The 18,732-nt window shown below is 74.8% G+C and carries 13 protein-coding genes; 7 read left to right on the top strand and 6 right to left on the bottom strand.

Going from position 1 to position 18,732, the window contains the following annotated elements; translation table 11 throughout:
- The first annotated feature begins 82 nt into the window (after positions 1 to 82).
- The 3 genes from MCM47_RS31310 to MCM47_RS31300 all read left to right on the top strand — a co-directional run bounded on the left by MCM47_RS31310 (position 83) and on the right by MCM47_RS31300 (position 3,438).
- Positions 83 to 1,522, top strand: a complete 1,440-nt coding sequence (locus MCM47_RS31310) for a hypothetical protein (protein ID WP_238865316.1) — start codon at positions 83 to 85, stop codon at positions 1,520 to 1,522.
- 32 nt (positions 1,523 to 1,554) lie between these two features.
- Entirely contained in the window at positions 1,555 to 2,076 is a 522-nt protein-coding gene (locus tag MCM47_RS31305) for a GtrA family protein (protein ID WP_238865314.1), read from the top strand.
- 147 nt (positions 2,077 to 2,223) lie between these two features.
- Complete coding sequence (locus tag MCM47_RS31300; protein WP_238865312.1) at positions 2,224 to 3,438, top strand: ROK family transcriptional regulator; 1,215 nt, start codon at positions 2,224 to 2,226, stop codon at positions 3,436 to 3,438.
- 7 nt (positions 3,439 to 3,445) lie between these two features.
- Here the strand turns inward: MCM47_RS31300 and MCM47_RS31295 are convergent, their stop codons facing one another.
- Positions 3,446 to 4,507 (bottom strand): ABC transporter permease, encoded by a 1,062-nt coding sequence (locus tag MCM47_RS31295; RefSeq protein WP_238865311.1) that lies wholly within the window; start codon positions 4,505 to 4,507, stop codon positions 3,446 to 3,448.
- A gap of 202 nt (positions 4,508 to 4,709) precedes the next feature.
- Between MCM47_RS31295 and MCM47_RS31290 the strand changes: the two genes are divergently transcribed.
- A complete protein-coding gene (locus MCM47_RS31290; RefSeq protein ID WP_238865310.1) occupies positions 4,710 to 6,260 on the top strand; it encodes an MDR family MFS transporter in 1,551 nt (516 codons plus the stop codon).
- Positions 6,261 to 6,357: 97 nt separating this feature from the next.
- On the opposite strand, the gene MCM47_RS31285 is transcribed toward MCM47_RS31290, so the two are convergent.
- Together MCM47_RS31285 and MCM47_RS31280 are read right to left on the bottom strand one after the other, a co-directional pair.
- Complete coding sequence (locus tag MCM47_RS31285) at positions 6,358 to 6,615, bottom strand: hypothetical protein (RefSeq protein ID WP_238865309.1); 258 nt, start codon at positions 6,613 to 6,615, stop codon at positions 6,358 to 6,360.
- A 26-nt stretch (positions 6,616 to 6,641) separates the two neighbouring features.
- Complete coding sequence (locus MCM47_RS31280) at positions 6,642 to 7,832, bottom strand: inorganic phosphate transporter (RefSeq protein WP_238865308.1); 1,191 nt, start codon at positions 7,830 to 7,832, stop codon at positions 6,642 to 6,644.
- A 382-nt stretch (positions 7,833 to 8,214) separates the two neighbouring features.
- On the opposite strand from MCM47_RS31280, the gene MCM47_RS42715 reads away from it, so the two are divergent.
- Positions 8,215 to 9,849, top strand: coding sequence for an NlpC/P60 family protein (locus MCM47_RS42715; RefSeq protein ID WP_308222524.1), 1,635 nt, complete (start codon positions 8,215 to 8,217; stop codon positions 9,847 to 9,849).
- A gap of 76 nt (positions 9,850 to 9,925) precedes the next feature.
- Here the strand turns inward: MCM47_RS42715 and MCM47_RS31265 are convergent, their stop codons facing one another.
- Positions 9,926 to 12,211 (bottom strand): FdhF/YdeP family oxidoreductase, encoded by a 2,286-nt coding sequence (locus MCM47_RS31265; protein ID WP_238865307.1) that lies wholly within the window; start codon positions 12,209 to 12,211, stop codon positions 9,926 to 9,928.
- Between the two features lie 166 nt (positions 12,212 to 12,377).
- Between MCM47_RS31265 and MCM47_RS31260 the strand changes: the two genes are divergently transcribed.
- Entirely contained in the window at positions 12,378 to 14,315 is a 1,938-nt protein-coding gene (locus MCM47_RS31260) for a serine/threonine-protein kinase (protein ID WP_238865306.1), read from the top strand.
- 72 nt (positions 14,316 to 14,387) lie between these two features.
- On the opposite strand, the gene MCM47_RS31255 is transcribed toward MCM47_RS31260, so the two are convergent.
- A complete protein-coding gene (locus tag MCM47_RS31255) occupies positions 14,388 to 16,301 on the bottom strand; it encodes an FAD/NAD(P)-binding domain-containing protein (protein WP_238865305.1) in 1,914 nt (637 codons plus the stop codon).
- Positions 16,298 to 17,338: an amino acid ABC transporter permease gene (locus tag MCM47_RS31250; RefSeq protein ID WP_238865304.1), complete on the bottom strand. Its 1,041-nt coding sequence runs from the start codon at positions 17,336 to 17,338 to the stop codon at positions 16,298 to 16,300. Before MCM47_RS31250 ends, MCM47_RS31255 begins: the two co-directional genes overlap by 4 nt.
- Positions 17,339 to 18,003: 665 nt before the next feature.
- On the opposite strand from MCM47_RS31250, the gene MCM47_RS31245 reads away from it, so the two are divergent.
- Entirely contained in the window at positions 18,004 to 18,609 is a 606-nt protein-coding gene (locus MCM47_RS31245; RefSeq protein ID WP_238865302.1) for a GNAT family N-acetyltransferase, read from the top strand.
- Positions 18,610 to 18,732: the final 123 nt, after the last annotated feature.

Genomic DNA, 18,732 nt, shown 5'->3' with positions numbered 1-18,732 from the left:
CCGCCCCGCGCGCCGTGGAACCCCCTCCGGGTGGAGTGCACCGCCACGCCGTCCACTCCTCCTCACCCGATGGGACTCCGCCATGCGCTTCGCGCTGCCCAGGCGCGCCGCCGTGCTCACGGCCGCCGCCCTGCTGTTCGCCGGTGCCGCCCCGGCACACGCCGACACCCCGTTCGGCCCACTGCCGCCGCACAACCCCTACGCCGGGCCGGACGGCACCGCCACCATGCACGGCGACACCGGCTCCTCGGACGCCACCCCGCTGCCCGGGCCGAAGGCCGGCCCGCTCGCCTCCGACCGCGTCGCCCTGCAGTCCGCCTGCCCGACCGTGCTGGTCGGTTCGGACGGCTACCCCGTCGCGCTCTGCACCACGATCTTCGGCCTCACTCCCACCGTCCACCTGCTCGATCCCGCCGACGGCGGCTCGGTGGCCGAGCTGCCGCTCGCCAAGGGCTCGCTGCTCGGCGGCGTCTACGCCTACCTGGACCACGAGGACCGGCTGGTCGCCGTCGACGGCGACCGCCACCTGCTGCGGATCGGCCACCACCGGGACGCGGCGGGGCGGTGGCAGCTGACCGTGGACAGCCGGCTGCCGCTGGCCGGTGCGGTGCCGGAGGGGGACGCCGTCACCGGCGTCTCCCCGGACTGGCAGGGCCGGGTCTGGTTCGCCACCGGCGGCGGGGTGGTCGGCACCGCGGACGACCGCACCGGGACCGTCCGCGCGCTGGCCCTGCCGGCCGGGGAGAGGATCGCCAACTCGATCTCCACCGCCCCGGGCGGCACCGCCGTCGCCACCACCCACGCCACCTACCTGCTCACCGCCGCGCCCGACGGCACCCCGCGGATCGCCTGGCGCCGCCCCTACGACCGGGGGCCCGGCCGCAAGCCCGGCCAGCTCAGCTGGGGCACCGGCTCGACGCCGACCTTCTTCGGCCCGCGTACCGGCACCGAGTACCTGACCATCGTCGACAACGCCGCGCCGACCGTGAACCTCCTGGTCCACCGCGTCTCGGACGGTGCGCAGATCTGCTCCGTCCCCGTGCTGAAGGCCGGCGGCAGCGGCAGCGAGAACTCCCCCGTGGCGGTCGGCAGCACCGTCTTCGTCGCCTCCACCTACGGCTACCCCTACCCCAAGCTGCCCGCCGACGCCGGGCCGAGCGTGCCCTCCTCCGACCGGTTCCAGGGCGGGCTGAGCCGGGTGGACGTTCGGGCCGACGGCTCCGGCTGCGACCTCGTCTGGGACAACAGGGTGCGCTCGGCCGCCGTCCCCCGGCTCTCCACCGCCGACGGGCTGATCCACACCGTGCTGCGCAACCCCGTCATCCCCGGCACGACGGCCACCTCGGTCCTGGACCCGTACTACTACGCGGAGGTCGACCCGCGCACGGGCGAGGTGGTGCGCACCCGCTACACCGGGGCCGGCTTCCTGTTCGACACCCTGCAGATGGTCGGCTCGATCGCCCCCGGCGGAGTGGTCTACCAGGGCACCACCACCGGAGTCCTGCGGATCACCGCCGAGTAGCGGGTGGGGGGCGGTGTGGCCACACTGCGAAGATGCCGTCCCCCACGCAGCGGGCCCTGGCCAAGGTGCCGGCCGGGCTGCGCCCGTTCCTGGTCAGGCACCGCCGGCTGGTGAAGTTCCTGATGGTCGGCGGCCTCTGCTTCGCGCTGACCACGGTGCTCGACTTCACCCTGAAGTTCACCGTGCTGGAGCGGAAGCCGGTGGTCGCGCTCACCGTCGCGACCGTCGCGGGCACCGCGGTCTCCTACGTGCTGAACCGCCAGTGGTCCTTCCGGGCGACCGGGCGGCGGCGCGAGGCGCTGCTGTTCGTGCTGGTCAGCGCGGTGGCGGTGGTCGTCAACGACCTGCCGCTGATCGCCTCGCGCTACCTGTTGGAGCTGCGCGAGCCACAGGTGACGGCCTTCACCCAGGAGGTGGCCGACTTCCTCAGCGGGATGGTGGTGGGCACCTTCGTCGCCATGCTGTTCCGCTTCTGGGCGATGCAGCGCTGGGTCTTCACCCGGACCGCGGAACCGGCCGTCGCCCCGGCAGAGCAGCCGCAGTGGATCCCCTGACGCGGGCTGCGGGGCAGGACGTCGCACCGGCCGGCCTCCCTGCGCCGTCCCCACCGGGAGCGGGCGCCCGAACGCGGTTACGCTGCAAACGACCCGGCCCGACGGCCGGGGAGCGGCAGCCGAGCGCGGCGAGCGGGGTGAAGGGCGATGCGCGACACGGAGGGCCTCCGGGCCGGCCCCGCCAGCCAGCAGGGCATGCGCCGGTCCAACCTGGCGCTGGTGCTGGGCGTGATCGCCCGCGCCCCGCGCTCCCGGGCCGAGGTGGCCGCCGAGACCGGGCTGACCCGGGCGGCCGTCTCCTCGCTGGCCGAGGAGCTGATCGCCGCGGGCCTGCTGGTCGAGGAGGGCCCCGCCGCGCCCAGCGGCAAGGTCGGCCGGCCGGGCACGGCGCTCGGGCTCAACCCCGAGGGGCCGGGCGGGCTCGGCGCCGAGATCGGCGTGGAGCACCTCGGCGCCTGCGTGGTCGACCTGCGCGGCGAGGTCCGCTCCTGGCGCCGCCAGGAGATCCGCAACCGGGACCGGCGGCCGGCCGCCGTCATGGCCGACCTCGCCGAGCTGCTGCGCCGGGCCACCGCCGAGGCGCGGTTGCGCCCGGCCGGGCTGGCGCTGGCCGTCCCCGGACTGGTCGGTGACGGAGGCGGGGTGCTGCTGCGGGCCGCCAACCTGGGCTGGCGGGACGTGTCGCTCGCCGCGGAGCTACGGCTCGCCCTGCGGGCCGCGGGTGCGGAGGCGCTGGCGGAGCTGCCGATGGAGGCCGACAACGAGGCCAACCTCGGCGGACTGGCCGAGCTCTGGCTGGGCGGCGGGCCGGACCACTTCCTGCACGTCTCGGCGGAGGCCGGGGTGGGCGGGGCGATCGTGGTCGGCGGCCGGCTCCTGCGCGGGGCCCGCGGATACGCGGGCGAGCTCGGCCACGTGCCGGTCCACCCGGACGGGCGGCCCTGCGCCTGCGGTGCGCGCGGCTGCCTGGAGCAGTACGCGGGGGAGGCCGCGGTGCTGCGGGCCGCCGGGCTGGACGGGATCCGCGGCGACTGGGTGGCGATGCTGGCGGAGCGGGCCGAGGCCGGCGACGAGGAGGTGCGCGCCGCGCTGGCCGGGGCCGGTGGGGCGCTGGGCACCGCCGCGGCCGGGGCGGTCAACCTGCTCGACCCGGCCGAGGTGGTGCTGGGCGGCGGCTACGCCCAGCTGGCGCCCTGGCTGCTGCCCGCGATGCGGGCCGAGCTGGCGGCCCGGGTGACCGTCCGCCCATGGTCGGGCGAGCGGCTGAGGGTCTCCCGGCTGGGCCGCCGCGGCCCCCTGCTGGGAGCCGCGGTCGGCGTGGTCCGGGCGATCGTCGCCGACCCGGGCCGGCTGGAGGGGTGACCCGCGCTCAGGCGGCCTCCGGCCGGTTCTCCAGCAGCTCGCGGCTGCGGCGCGGCGGGCGGCCGACGACCGCGGCGAAGGTGATGCCGACACCGACCAGCGCCCAGACCACCAGCACCGCGATCGGCTGGGTGAGCCCGGTGGCGTCGAAGTAGACGATCGAGCGGGCTGCGTCCGTCCCGGCGCCGTTCGGGATCCAGGCGCCGATCGCCCGCCAGAACGCCGGCATCATCGGCGGCGGGAAGACCCCGCCCGCGCTCGGGTTGCCGAGCACCACGAAGACCAGCACCGCGATGCCGATGCCGATGATGTCGAACAGGCACTGCAGCGCCATGGTGAACGCGCCGACCGCGAAGACCACCAGGGCGCCCACGCCGACCAGGCCCCAGAACCCGCCGGACAGCGCGCCCAGCACCGGTCCGACGATGATCGCGCCGCCGATGCCGGCCGCGACCGAGTACAGCGCCAGGGTGCCGAGCCGGATCAGCGCACGGTGGACGTTGGCGGGCTTGGCGCCCGCGCTGACGCCGAGGATCGAGGCGACCAGGTAGCCGCCGACGCACCATCCGATCACCAGGTAGAACGAGGACAGGCCGTTGGTGTCGGACTTGGGCAGCGGCACCACGTCCTGGGTCTTCACCGTCCGGCCCTGGCTCTTCTCCAGGGCGCTGACGACGGCCTCGGCGGCCTTGGCGGCGGACGGGCCGCGCGCACCGCCGACCAGCAGCGTGTCCTCGGTGCCGGCGGGGTTCACGACCAGCGCGGCGTAGATCTTCTGGTCCTTGATCTGCGCGGTGGCGGTGTCCGCGTCCGGTGCGGTCACCGCCTTCACGGCCTCGTCCGGCACCGACTCCAGCGCCGCGACCAGCTTGGGGGAGACCTGCGGCGGGGCGACCACCGCGATCGACAGCTCGTGCGGCTTGGGCTCGTGGAGCGCGCCGACGTACGAGGTGATGAAGCCGAGCTGGAGCAGGAGCACGGCGATCACCAGCAGCGCGGCGCGCGGAGTGACCGCTCCCTTCAGTTCGGCGAGGAGACCCTGCCTCGGTACCTGCCCGGCGGCGGTCATCAGACGACTCCTTGTCCATGTGTCCGGAGGGGAAGAGCAAATACTTCATACCATGAAATAGTTTCGCGGCCCTGCGCGCCCCGCCGCCCGGGCTCCCAGAAGGTTGCCTTAGCCAACTACTGATCCTATGGTTGCGCAAGGCAACGATTCTGCCCGCCGTCCGGCGTTCCCGCCTCCGCCCGCACCCCGCCGAAGGACCCCGATGACGACCACCGTCCGAGCCGCGGCCGGAGCCGCCGCCACCGACGACCGACCCATGACCCACCGGCAGGTGATGGAGGCGCTCTCCGGCCTGCTGCTCGGCCTCTTCGTGGCCGTCCTCTCCTCCACCGTCGTCTCGAACGCGCTGCCCCGGATCCTCACCGACCTGCACGGCGGCCAGTCCGCCTACACCTGGGTGATCACCGCGACCCTGCTCACCCTCACCGCCTCCACCCCGATCTGGGGCAAGCTCGCCGACCTCGCCAGCAAGAAGGTGCTGCTGCAGATCGCGCTGGTCGTCTACATCGCCTCCTCGGCGCTGGCGGGGCTCTCGCAGAACACCGGCCAGCTGATCGCCTGCCGCGCCCTGCAGGGCGTCGGCGCCGGCGGGGTGACCGCGCTGGCCCAGATCTGCCTGGCGGCGATGGTCCCGCCGCGCGAGCGCGGCCGGTACAGCGGCTACTTCGGCGCGGTCTTCGCCCTGGCCACCATCGGCGGGCCGCTGATCGGCGGCGTCATCGTGGACACCTCCTGGCTGGGCTGGCGCTGGTGCTTCTACGTCGGCATCCCGTTCGCCCTGGCCGCGATCGCGGTGCTGCAGCGCACCCTGAAGCTGCCGGTGGTCAGGCGCCGGGTGCGGATCGACTACGCGGGCGCCCTGGTCGTCACCGGCGCGGTGAGCCTGCTGATGATCTGGATCACCCTGGCCGGCAAGAGCTACGCCTGGCTCTCCTGGCAGACCGCCGCCATGGTCGGCGGCGGGCTGGCGCTGGGCGCCCTCGCGGTGGCGGTCGAGCGGCGCGCCGCCGAGCCGATCGTCCCGCCGCACCTGTTCCGCCACCGCACCGTCACGCTGGCCGCGATCGCCGGCGTCCTGGTCGGCATCGGGATGTACGGCGCGACGACCTTCCTCAGCCAGTACTTCCAGCTGGCCAGGGAGAAGTCCCCGACCGTCGCCGGCCTGATGACCCTCCCGATGATCCTCGGCCTGGCCGTCTCCTCCACCGTGGCCGGCAGGCTGATCACCAGGTACGGCCGCTGGAAGGCCTTCCTGGTGGCCGGCACCCTGCTGCTCGCGGTCGGCTTCGCGCTGCTCGGCACCGCCCGCGCCGACACCCCCTACGGCATGCTCGCCGTCTCCATGGCGGTGACCGGGACCGGCCTCGGCCTGACCATGCAGAACCTCGTCCTCGCGGTGCAGAACACCGTCCCGCACGGCGAGCTGGGCGCGGCCAGCTCGGTGGTCACCTTCTTCCGCACCCTGGGCGGCGCGATGGGCGTCTCCGCGCTCGGCGCGCTGATGAACGACCGGGTCGGCCACTACCTCGCGGAGAACCTGGCGGCCGCGCACCTGCCGGCCGGCGCAGGTGCGGTCGGCGGCGGCATCCCGGACCTGCACCGGCTCCCGGCCCGGGTCGTCCCGCTGGTGACCGACGCCTTCGGGCACGGTGTGGGCGTGGTCTTCCTGGTCGCGGCGCCGTTCGCGCTGCTGGCCTTCGTGACGGTGCTCTTCATCCGCGAGACCGTGCTGCGCACCACCCAGCAGGACTGACCGGCGGGGTCCGGACATGCGGCAGGGGCCGGGGCCGGCAGCACTCCTACGAGTACTGCCGACCCCGGCCCCTGCGGCGTCGTGTGCGGCGCCGTGCTCAGTGGCCGGCGATCAGCGACAGCCCGTAGAGGACGGCCGCCCCGCAGACCGCGAAGCAGGCGTACGCGCCGGCCAGGGCCAGCTTGCCGGTGCCCCCGGACGCGGCCCCGGCGCCGGCGGCCGAGCGCCGTGCGGACAGCGCGGCCTCGCGGCGGGAGAGCGCCAGGATGCCCAGCGCGAAGACGGCGACCACGGCGACGGTGATGCCGAAGCTGAATCCGGCGGTCTGCGCCAGGGCGTTCCACTTGATGTGCATGGTGTGTGCTCCTCGGCCGGCGGCGCTCAGGCCGCGACCGTGGTCGAGGCGGTGGTGGGGACGGCGGCCGGGCCTGCCGCGACGGGGGTGACGGCGTCGACCGGGGCGGTCCCGGAGACCTCGTTGACGTTGTCCGCGCCGACCGGCTGGCGGCGGGAGAGGACCCACATCGCACCGGAGCCGGCCACCAGCGCGGCGCCGACCACGGCCACGCCCCAGTTGCCCTGCTGGGCCACGAAGGCGGCGGCGCCGGACACCGTGGCGGCGGCGGGCAGGGTCAGGCCCCAGGTGTAGACCATGCGGCGGACCAGGCTCCAGCGCAGCTTGCCGTCGGGGCCGCCGAGGCCGGCGCCCATGATGCCGCCGGAGCAGACCTGGGTGGTGGAGAGGCCGAAGCCCATGTGGGAGGAGGTCAGGATGACGGTGGCGGCGGCCGACTCGGAGGCGAAGCCCTGCGGCGCCTTGATGTCCGCCAGGCCCTTGCCCATCGAGCGGATGATCCGCCAGCCGCCCATGTAGGTGCCGATCGCGATCGCGGCGCCGGCCGAGACGATCACCCAGGTGGGGGGCAGTGCGCCCTTCGGCAGGGCGCCGACCGAGACGAGGGTCAGGGTGATGATGCCCATCGTCTTCTGGGCGTCGTTGGTGCCGTGGGCCAGGGAGATCAGCGAGGAGGAGAACATCTGGCCGGTCTTGAAGCCCTTGGTGACGGTCTCGCCGTTGCTCCTGCGGGTGATCGCGTACGCCAGCTTGGTGGCGCCCCAGGAGGCCAGGCCGGCGACCAGCGGGGAGGCGATCGCGGGGATGAGGATCTTGGTGATCACGGTGTCGAAGTTGACGCCGTTGACGCCGACGCCGACCACGGTGGCGCCTATCAGGCCGCCGTAGAGCGCGTGCGAGGAACTGGACGGCAGACCCCTCAGCCAGGTGAGGAGGTTCCACAGGATCGCGCCGACCAGGGCGGCGAAGATGATCTCCGGGTGGATGCCGGTCTTCTCGTTGACGATGCCGCCGGAGATGGTGGTGGCGACCTTCACGGACAGGAACGCGCCCGCGAAGTTGAGGACGGCCGCGATGGTGACCGCGACCTTGGGCCGAAGGGCTCCCGTCGCGATGGAGGTGGCCATCGCGTTGGCGGTGTCGTGGAACCCGTTGGTGAAGTCGAAGGCGAGCGCCGTGATGATCACAACGGCCACCAGGAACGAGATGTGTTCCATACCCAAACAATCGTCGTAGTTGTCGCACTGACGTTGGTGTCGGTCGCGACGGTAGGGAGGCTCGGTGAACGGAAGGTGAACTGAGCCGGGATTCGCAGTTCCGTCAGTGTCGCTAGGGTGTCTGACGCCTTGACGGGAGATGTCCTGAACGGCGCTGAGCTGGACATTAGCCGAGATCGTCCCGGTTCGCGTAGTTCTGCTGAGAGCTGCCTCACACCGGAGCCGAGAATTCACCGAGCCGCCCTGGTGCGGTCTGTTTCCGGCGGGTAACCCGTGGCAGGATCGGCGGGGATTCCGGGGACCCCGGAGCGGACAGGTCGGGGAGGACACACCCATGGGCGGGGCTGCCAAGCACACGGAATCGGCCGGAACGAGACCGTGGGTGCGAGCCGCGCTGCGCTGCGGGGCCCTGCTCGCCGCCGCCGCGCTCGCGCTGCCGGTCGGCGCGCAGGCCGCGTACGCCGCGCCCGGCCCCGGCACCCCGGGCGTCACCGCCCCGACGGTCGCCCCCGGAGCCGACCCGCTGGCCGACGCCAAGGCCACCCTCGGCCCGATGCTCGACCGGCTGCACGAGCTCTACACGAGCGCCGAGGCCGCCACCGAGCAGTACAACGCCGCCGTCGCCAGGGTGGCCGAGCAGCAGGCCGCGGCCGCCGACCTCAAGGACCGGCTGGAGCGCCAGCAGAAGCAGGTGGACGCCGGCACCGACGTCGCCGCCCAGCTCGCCGCCGCCCAGTACCGCAACGGCGCCGCCTCCGCCTACGCCGAGCTGCTGCTCTCCAAGGACCCCTACGAGGCGGTCACCATCGCCGAGCTGCTCGCCGCCGCCAGCCGCTCGCAGTCCGAGTTCCTGGACCGGCTCAAGAGCGACCGGGACGCGCTCACCGAGCTGCGGCGGAAGAACGACGAGGCGCTGAAGGCCGCCGAGGCACTGGTCGCCCAGCAGGACACCGCGAAGGCGAAGGTCGCCACCGACCTCGCCGCCCTCGAACAGCTGGTCTCCTCGCTCACCGGCGCGCAGCGCACCGAGCTGGAGAAGCTGGAGAAGGCCAAGGCCGACGAGGCCCAGCTGGCGTTCCTCGCCTCCGGCGCGCTCGGCAAGGGCGAGCGGACGCCGTCGCTGGCCGGCCGCGCCGCCGTCGCCTACGCGCTGGCGCAGCTGGGCAAGCCGTACGTGTGGGGCGGGGCCGGCCCCGACGTGTTCGACTGCTCCGGCCTCACCTCGCAGGCCTGGCTGCACGCCGGCAAGCCGATCCCGCGGACCAGCCAGGAGCAGTGGGCCCAGCTGCAGCACGTGCCGCTGAACCAGCTGCGCCCCGGCGACCTGGTGGTCTACTACGAGGGGGCCACCCACGTCGGGCTGTACATCGGCGGCGGGCTGATCGTCCAGGCGCCCCGGCCGGGTGCGGTGATCAAGGTGTCGCCGATCGGCTCGATGCCGATCCTGGGCGCCGTCCGGCCCGACCCGGAGACCGCGCCGGACGAGGCGGGTGGCGTCTGGAAGGTGCCGGACCTCCCGGCCGGCTGGGACTCCGCCACCCCCATCGCCCCGGTGCCGGCCGCCCAGCTGCCGGCCGTCCCGAACCAGCCGACCCCCGCGCCCGGCACGCCGGCCACGCCCGTCACCCCCGCCCCGGGGACGCCGAGCACCCCGGCTCCCGGCACCGGCACGCCGACCGACCCGGGGACGCCGTCCACCACCCCGACCGGGACGCCGACGACCACGCCGAGCGGCACCCCGACCGGGACGCCCACCGGCACGCCCACCGGCACGCCCACCGGGACGCCCACCGGGACGCCGACGACCACGCCGACCGGGACGCCCACCGGCACCCCGACCGGGACGCCGACCGGCACCGGCACGCCGACCGGCACCGGCTCGCCGAGCGGGACGGGCGCTCCCTCGACCGGCTCGCCGAGCGCGACCACCACGGCCGGCGGCACCGGCTCGGCCCCGGCGTCCGCCCCGGCCTCGGGGAGCGCCCCGGCGACGCCGCTGCCGTCCGCGCAGAACTGACCGCCGAACGCCGAGGGGCCGGCGGACCCGTCACGGGTCCGCCGGCCCCTCGGCGTGCGCTCGGTACCGCGGAGGCTCAGCGCTCGCCGCTGTCCGGCTCGAAGCGGACGACGACGGCCTTGGAGGTCGGGGTGTTGCTGATGTCGGCGGTGGAGTCCAGCGGCACCAGCACGTTGGTCTCCGGGTAGTACGCCGCGGCGCCACCGCGGGCGACCGGGTAGTGCACCACCTTGAAGTGCGGTGCCCGGCGCTCCACGCCGTCCTTCCACTCGCCCACCAGGTCGACGTACGCGCCCTCGGCCAGGCCGAGCTCGGCGGCGTCGGCGGGGTTGACCAGAACGATCCGACGGCCGCCGGTGATGCCGCGGTAGCGGTCGTCCAGGCCGTAGATCGTGGTGTTGTACTGGTCGTGCGAGCGCAGCGTCTGCAGCAGCAGCCGGCCGGCCGGCACCTCGGGCGCGGTCAGCGGGTTGACCGTGAAGTTCGCCTTGCCGGTCGCGGTCGGGAAGGTCCGGGAGTCGCGCGGCCCGTGCGGCAGGGTGAAGCCGCCGGGGCGGCGGACCTTCTCGTTGAAGTCCGCGAAACCGGGCACCACGCGGGCGATCCGGTCCCGCAGGGTGTCGTAGTCGGTGGCGAAGTCCTCCCACGGCACGCTGTCCTGCGGACCGAGCACGGCGCGGGCCAGCCGGCAGACGATCGCCACCTCGGAGAGCAGCCCCGGGGCCGGCGGGCGCAGGCCGCCGCGCGAGGAGTGCACCTGGCCCATCGAGTCCTCGACCGAGACGAACTGGGCGCCCCGGGCGGTGACGTCCCGGTCGGTGCGGCCGAGGGTGGGCAGGATCAGCGCCCGCGCGCCGGTGATCACGTGCGAGCGGTTGAGCTTGGTGGAGACGTGCACGGTCAGCCGGCAGCGGCGCATCGCGGCCTCGGTGACCTCGGTGTCCGGGGTGGCCGCGACGAAGTTGCCGCCCATCGCGAAGAACACCTTGACCCGGCCGTCCCGCATCCCGCGGATGGTGTCGACCGAGTCGAGGCCGTGGGCGCGCGGCGGCTCGAAGCCGAACTCGCCGGCCAGCGCGTCCAGGAAGGCCTTCGACGGGCGCTCGAAGATGCCCATCGTCCGGTCGCCCTGCACGTTGCTGTGCCCGCGCACCGGGCAGACGCCGGCCCCCGGGCGGCCCACGTTGCCCCGGAGCAGCAGGAAGTTGACCACCTCGCGGATGGTCGGCACGGCGTGCTTGTGCTGGGTCAGGCCCATCGCCCAGCAGACGATGACCTTGCGGGAGCCGAGCACCAGCCGGGCCAGCTCCTCGATCTGCTCCCAGGGCAGGCCGGTGGCGGCGAGCACCTCCTCGCGTCCGGTGGTGCGGGCCTCGGCGGCGAACTCCTCGAAGCCGTGGCAGTGCTCCTCGACGAAGGCGCGGTCGACGCCGCCGTCCGCGTCCAGGATCAGCTGGTTCAGCGCGCGGAACAGGGCGAGGTCGCCGCCGAGGCGGATCTGCAGGAAGAGGTCGGTCAGCTTGGTGCCGTGGCCGACGAGGCCGCGGGCGTGCTGCGGGTTCTTGAACCGCTCCAGGCCGGCCTCGGGCAGCGGGTTGACGCTGACGATGGTGGCGCCGGCGCGCTTGGCCCGCTCCAGGGCGGAGAGCATCCGGGGGTGGTTGGTGCCCGGGTTCTGGCCGGCCACGATGATCAGGTCGGCCTGGTAGAGGTCCTTGAGCGAGACGCTGCCCTTGCCGACGCCGAGCGTCTCGGTGAGCGCCGAGCCGGACGACTCGTGGCACATGTTGGAGCAGTCGGGCAGGTTGTTGGTGCCCAGCCGGCGGGCGAACAGCTGGTACGCGAAGGCGGCCTCGTTGCTGGTCCGGCCGGAGGTGTAGAAGGCGGCGCCGTCCGGGGTGTCCAGCGCGCGCAGCTCCTCGGCGATCAGCGCGAAGGCGTCGTCCCAGGAGATCGGCGAGTAGTGGGTGGCGCCCTCGTCCAGCAGCATCGGCTGGGTCAGCCGGCCCTGCTGGCCGAGCCAGTAGCCGGAGCGCTCGGCCAGCTCGGAGACCGAGTGGGCGGCGAAGAACTCGGCGCGGATCCGGCGTTCGGTGGCCTCCTCGGCGACGGCCTTGGCGCCGTTCTCGCAGAACTCCGCGGTGTGCGTCTTGTCCGGCTCCGGCCAGGCGCACCCCGGGCAGTCGAAGCCGTTCGGCTGGTTGACCTTGAGCAGGGTGGCCAGGGTGCGGCGCGGGCCCATCTGTTCGGCGGCCATCCGCAGGCTGTGACCGACCGCGGGCAGCCCGGCCGCCGCGTGCTGGGGCGCCGACACCTCGGGGGCGTCCTGCGCCGGGTCGCTCTGCGGGGCCTGCTTGGCCATGACTGCGCTCCTCGGCTGCTGGGTCGGCCACCCGCGTCCTTGCGGGGGCCCCGGCCCCGGTGCTGCGGGACCCGGCCCCATCCTTTCACCTGGACGGCGGTGCCGGGAGGGCCGCCGACCCCGGCGCTAGAGTGTGAGCGCTTGCGGAGAGGCGGGGGTGGGACGGGTGAGGGTCGGGGACGTGCTCGACGGCCGGTACGAGCTGGTCGAGCGGCTCGGCCAGGGCGGCTTCGGCGTGGTCTGGCGGGCCTTCGACACCCGGATGCAGCGCCAGGTGGCCGTCAAGGTCATCGGCCACCACGGCGAGGACCAGCAGAAGGCGGCGCTCCGCTTCGTCCGGGAGGCCTGCGCGGCCGGCAACCTCTCGCACCCGCACATCGTCACCGTGCACGATCTCGGCGAGGGCGAGCTCGCCGGCCGGCAGGTCACGTTCCTGGTGATGGAGCTGCTCACCGGCCGCACCCTGACCGCGGTGCTCCGGGCCGGCCTGCCCGACCCGGTGCGCAGCCTGACCTGGGGGCGGCAGATCTGCGACGCGCTGGCCGCCGCCCACGACGCCGGGATGGTGCACCGGGACATCAAGCCCGACAACATCATGGTCACCGAGGCCGGCGTGGTGAAGGTGCTGGACTTCGGCATCGCCCAGCTGGACACCGGGGCCGGCGGGCTGACCACGACCGGCACGGTGATCGGCAGTCCGGCGTACATGGCGCCCGAGCGCTGGACCGGCGGCCGGGTGGACGGCCGGGCCGACCTCTACGCCTTCGGCTGCGTCCTGGTGGAACTCTGCACCGGGGCCCGGCCGTTCGCCGGGGACTCGACGCCGGTGCTGATGTACCAGCACCTCAACGAGCCGCCGCCGGCGCTGGACCCGGCGCAGTTCGGGCTGCCCGCGGAGGTGGCCGGGCTGGTCGCCGAGCTGCTGGCCAAGGACCCGGCGGACCGGCCGGCCGACGCCCGGGCGGTGGAGCGGCGGCTCGCCGTACTGGCGGAGCGGTACGCGGCTCGGGCGTCGGCTGCGGGACCGGCCGGGCCGGGGCCGACCGCCACCGTGCTGGACCGGCCGGTGCCGCCGGTCGCGCCGCCGGTGACCCCGCCGGTGACCCCGCCGCCCGCCGAGCGACCCGCGCCGGTCCCGGGGCCGGTCCCGCCGCAGCCCGGGGACGCCGCGCCGGCCGGGGCCGAGGCGCCCGGGCCCGTCCCGCCGCTCCCGGCGGCTCCGCCGGCGCTCCCGGCCCCGGCCGCCTCGGCCCCGGCCGGGCCGGTGCTCCCGCCGTTGACCACCCCGCCGGTCACCGCCCCGCCCGCGGCGGCCGACACCGTCCGGGCGGCGCTGCGCGAGCGCCGGAGCGCGGCCTTCCGGGCGGCGACGGCCGGCGAGTCCGCCGCGGCGCTGCAGTCGGTGGCCCAGGACGCCGTCGTGGCGCTCGGCGCCACCGACCGCGACACCCTGGCCACCTGGCGGGACTTCACCTGGTACCTGAGCCGGGCCGGCGACCTCGACGGGGCGATCCGGCTGCTCACCGTCGTGGTCGAGGACATGCGGCTGGCTCTCGGCCCGGCCGATCCGGACACCCTGAGCGCGCGCTACCACCTGACCTGGTGCATCGGGGAGAGCGGCGAGACGGTCACGGCGATCCGCCAGCTCTCCCAGCTGCTGCCCGATCTGCACGCCGTCTGGGGCGGCCACGACGCCCGGGTGCTCAAGGCGCGGCACGACCTGGCCGTGTACGCGGCCAACCGGGGCGACCTCGACGGCGCCGTGCTGCAGCTGCGCACCCTGCTGCCCGACCTCGCCCGGGCGCTCGGCGAGCAGCACCCGACCACCGTCCAGGCCTGGCACGACCTGGCCGGCTACCAGCAGCGGCTCGCCCAGCCGGCCCGGCGCTCCCGGACGGTGCGCCGGGCGCGGATCGGCCGGGAGGAGGCCGTGGTCCTGGTCCGGCGCCTGCTGGCCTGGGACTTCGCCTCGGACCAGGAGGCCAACGCCTGCCTGACCGCGCTGGAGCGCGGCACCGGGATCAAGGGCGTCGGCGACTGGATCCTCTCCGCGCCCGACCACGTGACCGCCGAGGACCTGGTGGAGGAGCTGCTCAGCCCCTGAGTCCCGGCCGGGAGCGTCGAACCCCGGCCGGGACGTCGTCCGGCCCCGGCCGGGGTGCCGGCCGCCGAGGGCTCAGCGGCCGGCCAGCGCCGCCGGGGTGCCGGCCAGGGCGCGGAGCAGCGCCCGGGCGGCGGCGTCGTTCTGGCGGAACCCGGGTGCGTCCGTGCGGGGCCGGGCGAAGGCGGCGGCGGACCGGTGGGTGGTGTGCGGGCCGAGGGCGGTGCGCCGCGGGTGCGCCCCGCCGTCCAGCGCCGGGTCGAGCACCCGGCTGTCGCCCGGGCGGACGGTGACCAGCCCGGAGCGGTGGGTGTGCTCGGCGTCGGCGACCACCTCCTCCACGATCCGCCCGGCGCCGTGCAGGTCGCGCAGCAGCGGGTCCCTGGTGCGGGTGAGGTCGTGCTTGGGCAGGTACGCCTCGACCAGTGCGGTGGCGGTCACGGTGTGGCCGGGCACGGTGGTTCCGGACGCCCGCCAGGTGCCGGTGGACTCGTCCCGCTCCACCCGGATGCCGGCGCCCAGGAAGCGCACCACGCCGGCCTCGGAGAGTGCGAGCAGCTGGCGCAGCCGGAAGCCGGGCGGCCCGGAGGCGACGTAGCTGAAGAAGCCGAAGAACCACTCGTCCACCTCCTCGGCGACGGAGCGCGCGGTGAGCCGGCCGGAGGAGAGGACGCGCGGCAGTTGGACGAAGAGCGAGAGGACGGCGAGGAAGGCGCCGAGGTCGGCACTGTGCGCCGGGTCGGCGCGCCGGCCGGCGTCGGCGGCGATGTACCGGCGCAGGTGGTCCTGGAGGTCCTGGGCGGAGCCGAGTTCGAGACCGGCCAGCGGGTGGTCGAGCTGCTCGAAGTCCAGCCGGTCGGCCGGGTCGGGGACGGCCCGGTCGATCAGCCCGGAGAGTTCGGGGGAGTACCAGCCGTACGCGTCGTAGCCGGCCAGGAACTCCGCCCAGGGCAGCGCGGTCCGTTCCGGGTGGGCGTGGAACAGCTCGTGGTAGTGCCCGAAGCCGATGTCCTTGGCCATCAACGGCCAGAAGTCGCGCCGGAATTCGAGGGGGCCCGGACGCTCCAGCACGGCGTCGACGGCGGCCGCGTCGAAGTACCGGGGGAGCGGGGCACGGGGGCCCTGCAGGGCGTAGTCGGTCTTGGAGTGGTACGGCACCCCGCGCCGGGAGCCGACGTGGATCACCGGTTCGCGGCCGGACGCGCGGTACACCAGGCCCGTGGGCGTCTCCTCGAACCGGCCGCCGCGGCCCTCGGTGAGCAGCGCGACCAGGTCGACGAAGGCGAGGCCGAAGCCGCGCAGCACGACGTGCTCGCCGGGCGCGATGCCGTCGAGGTCGGCGTCGGCGGAGAAGGCGGGCGGCAGGTGGAAGCGGCCGTGCCGGGCGGCGAACTCGGCGTCGGCGGCGTACCGGGGGTGCGGGGCGGAGTCCAGGTGGCCGAGGGTGAGGGCGACGTGGTCGGCGGTGAGCACCCGGTCGCCGAGGTGGACCGACTGCGGCCCGTCGACCGGTCCTTCGATCCGGCGGGCGGTGTCGCGGTGCACGGTGACGGTGACGTGCGGCGGGAGGTCGGCGACGGCGCGGCGGAACACCCAGTCCAGGTAGGCGCTCTGGGCCCGGCGGGTGGGGAAGTCGGTGGGCGCGAGGGTGCGCAGCTCCTCCCGGATCGCCGGGTCGTCCGCCTCCCGGAAGGGCTCGAACTCCTCCGGCCGGGCGGCCCATTCGGCCATCGAGGGGCCGGGGCGGACCGGTCCGTCGATGGCGGAGCGCTCGTCGGTGAACATCGTGACGTCCTCGGCCATCGAGTTCATCCGCAGCAGCGGGGACTGGTCGCGGCGCCAGATCCGGCCCGCCCCGGGCGGGTAGGGGTCGACCAGGTGGATCTCCAACGGTCGGTCGGCGGGGAGGAGTTCGGCGGCGTTGGCGGCGATCCGCTCCAGCAGGCCGGTTCCGCGCGGGCCGGCTCCGACGATCACCAGCGTGCTCATGCCCGCACCTCGTCGGCCGCAGCGGCAGGGGTGGCAGGGGCGGCCGGGGCCGCCGGGTCGGCGGCGGCGCGCAGCCGGCGCAGGGCGGTCCGGGCCCGCTGCAGCGGAGTGGGCGGCAGCCCCTCGCGGGTGGCGCCCTTCGCGTAGTGGCGTTCGACGTAGTACTGGCCGATCGACAGCACGGTGGTGATCACGACGTACCAGATGGTGGCCACCATCAGCATCGGGATGACCTGGTAGGACTGCAGGTAGACCAGCTGCACCGAGTAGAGCAGGTCGGAGACGGCCAGCACGCTGATGATGCTGGTGCCCTTGAGCGCGCTGATCAGCATGTTGCCGGCGGTCGGCACGATGGTGCGCATCGCCTGCGGGACGACGATCCGGCGCAGCACCCGCCACCGGCCCAGGCCGAGTGCGGAGGCGGCCTCCAGCTGGCCCCGGTCGACGGCGAGGATGCCGCCGCGGACCACCTCGGCGGCGTACGCGGCCTCCAGCAGGGTCAGGCCGACCAGGGCGGTGAAGGTGGGCCCGAACAGGTTGACCGTCCGGACCGTGAGGAACTCGGGACCGAACGGGATGCCGAGGCCGAGGGTCGGGTAGAGCGCGCCGATGTTGAAGAAGAGCAGCAGCTGCACCAGGGCCGGGGTGGAGCGGAAGATCCAGATGTAGACCCAGCTGAGCGTGCGCAGCACCGGGTTGGCGGAGAGCCGCATCACGGCCAGCACGGTGCCGAGGGCGAAGCCGAGGGTCAGGGTGGCGGCGGTCAGCCAGAGGGTGAGGGCGAGGCCGTTCAGGACGGAGGGCGCGGTGAACCACGCCGCCACCACGTCCCACTGGAAGGCCTTGTTGCGGATCACCGAGTTGAGCACCATCGCGAAGAGCAGGAGGGCGACGGCGGCGGAGACCCACTGGCCGGTGCGGCGGCGCCCGACGATCCTGGCCCCGGGGTCGGCGGCGGTGGCTGTGGCGGCGGGTGGTGGACCGGCCTGCTTGCGGACGGCGGCCGGCGGGGGAAGGACGTCCTGCGGGGTGGCCATGAGGAGGGCTCCAGGGGGCGGCGCGGGTGCGGGGCGGGTGGTACGGAAGCGGTCACGTACGGGCCGTCACGCCGGTCCGCGTCCCTCAACACGGCCGGCTTGCACTTGCACTCCGGCCCGATCGTACGCATCTGCGAACGGCGGCTGTCAAGGGTCACCGAGCGGGTCGCAGGGCGACAGGTGATCGCAACAGAGCGGTAATGGAAGGTGGTTGACGCCGCACAGGCTTCACTGCTCAACTAAGGGCCATGTACGCCGAGCAGCTCCTGGTCACCCGCGACCACATCGACTTCGGTCGAGTGTGGTCCGCGGCGTGTCTCGGCTGACCCGGCAGCGGGCCGCCCAGCCGGCCCTGTCCTCCTCCGGAGGCCCCTCCCTCGGTGCCCCGTCGCGGGCCGGGAGAGCCGTCGTCCACTGACGGCTCGTCAGGCGCACGCTGCCGCCGCTCCTTGAAGCACCGCACTGCGCTCCGGCAGTTCCACCGGCATCGCCGCCGTCACCGCCCCGGTCACCGTCACCGCTCCGATCAGAGTTCCGTTCACCGCTCCTGTCGCCGCCACCAGCACGTACCGGTGGCGGCGCACCGCGCCCGGCCGTGCCACGGCCTCCTCCGCCCTGCCCGCCCGCAGCCCGCCGGAGCCGTCCGACCCGAAAGGTCCGTCACCATGCCCGTCGAAGCCCTCCGAACCGCCGACCCCGGCGAGGGCGCAGCCGCCGGTCCCGCGCCCGGCGTCGGCCCGGTGGTGGAGATCCGCCGGGCCGCGATCGGCGACCCGCTGGTCGAGCCGCTGCTGCGCGAGCTCACCCACGAGTACGTCACCCGGTACGGGCCCGAGGCGCGCGAGGAGATGAGCCGGTACCCGGCGGAGGTCTTCGCCGAGCCGGCCGGCGGCCTGCTGCTGCTCCTGCTGGAGGACGGCGCCCCGGTGGCCGGTGGCGCGTACAAGCGGTACGACGAGCGGACGGCCGAGCTGAAGCGGATGTGGACGCACTCCGCGCACCGCCGCCGCGGACTGGCCGGCCGGGTGCTGGCCGAGCTGGAACGGGAGGCCGCCGCGGCCGGATACAGCCGGATCTACCTCACCACCGGCCCGCTCCAGCCCGAGGCCAAGGGCCTCTACCTGGCCCACGGCTACACGCCGCTGTTCGACGTGGACGCGGACCCGCTCGCCCCGCGCGCCGAGGGGGAGGACGGGCCGCCCGGCGGCCACCGGCCGCTGCCCTTCGAGAAGCACCTGCCGGGCGGTGCGCCCGGCGCCCGCACGTCCTGACCTCCGCCGAGCCCCGCCCGTCCCCAGCCCCGCCCGTCCGGAGCCCCGCCCGTCCCCAGCCCCGCCCGTCCGGAGCCCCGCCCGTCCCCAGCCCCGCGCCTCCCGAGATCTCCCGAGAACGAC

Origin of the sequence: Kitasatospora sp. A2-31 (assembly GCF_022288725.1) — a bacterium.
Classification (GTDB): domain Bacteria; phylum Actinomycetota; class Actinomycetes; order Streptomycetales; family Streptomycetaceae; genus Kitasatospora.
Note: the sequence above shows the minus strand (reverse complement) of the source record. Positions and strands in the feature narration are given on the sequence as shown.

Coding starts and splice junctions, on each gene's coding strand:
- MCM47_RS31255 (WP_238865305.1), bottom strand. CDS start 16,301: ATGAGCACGCTGGTGATCGTCGGAGCCGGCCCGCGCGGAACCGGCCTG.
- MCM47_RS31245 (WP_238865302.1), top strand. CDS start 18,004: ATGCCCGTCGAAGCCCTCCGAACCGCCGACCCCGGCGAGGGCGCAGCC.
- MCM47_RS31280 (WP_238865308.1), bottom strand. CDS start 7,832: ATGGAACACATCTCGTTCCTGGTGGCCGTTGTGATCATCACGGCGCTC.
- MCM47_RS31285 (WP_238865309.1), bottom strand. CDS start 6,615: ATGCACATCAAGTGGAACGCCCTGGCGCAGACCGCCGGATTCAGCTTC.
- MCM47_RS31305 (WP_238865314.1), top strand. CDS start 1,555: ATGCCGTCCCCCACGCAGCGGGCCCTGGCCAAGGTGCCGGCCGGGCTG.
- MCM47_RS31290 (WP_238865310.1), top strand. CDS start 4,710: ATGACGACCACCGTCCGAGCCGCGGCCGGAGCCGCCGCCACCGACGAC.
- MCM47_RS31265 (WP_238865307.1), bottom strand. CDS start 12,211: ATGGCCAAGCAGGCCCCGCAGAGCGACCCGGCGCAGGACGCCCCCGAG.
- MCM47_RS31250 (WP_238865304.1), bottom strand. CDS start 17,338: ATGGCCACCCCGCAGGACGTCCTTCCCCCGCCGGCCGCCGTCCGCAAG.
- MCM47_RS31295 (WP_238865311.1), bottom strand. CDS start 4,507: ATGACCGCCGCCGGGCAGGTACCGAGGCAGGGTCTCCTCGCCGAACTG.
- MCM47_RS31310 (WP_238865316.1), top strand. CDS start 83: ATGCGCTTCGCGCTGCCCAGGCGCGCCGCCGTGCTCACGGCCGCCGCC.
- MCM47_RS31300 (WP_238865312.1), top strand. CDS start 2,224: ATGCGCGACACGGAGGGCCTCCGGGCCGGCCCCGCCAGCCAGCAGGGC.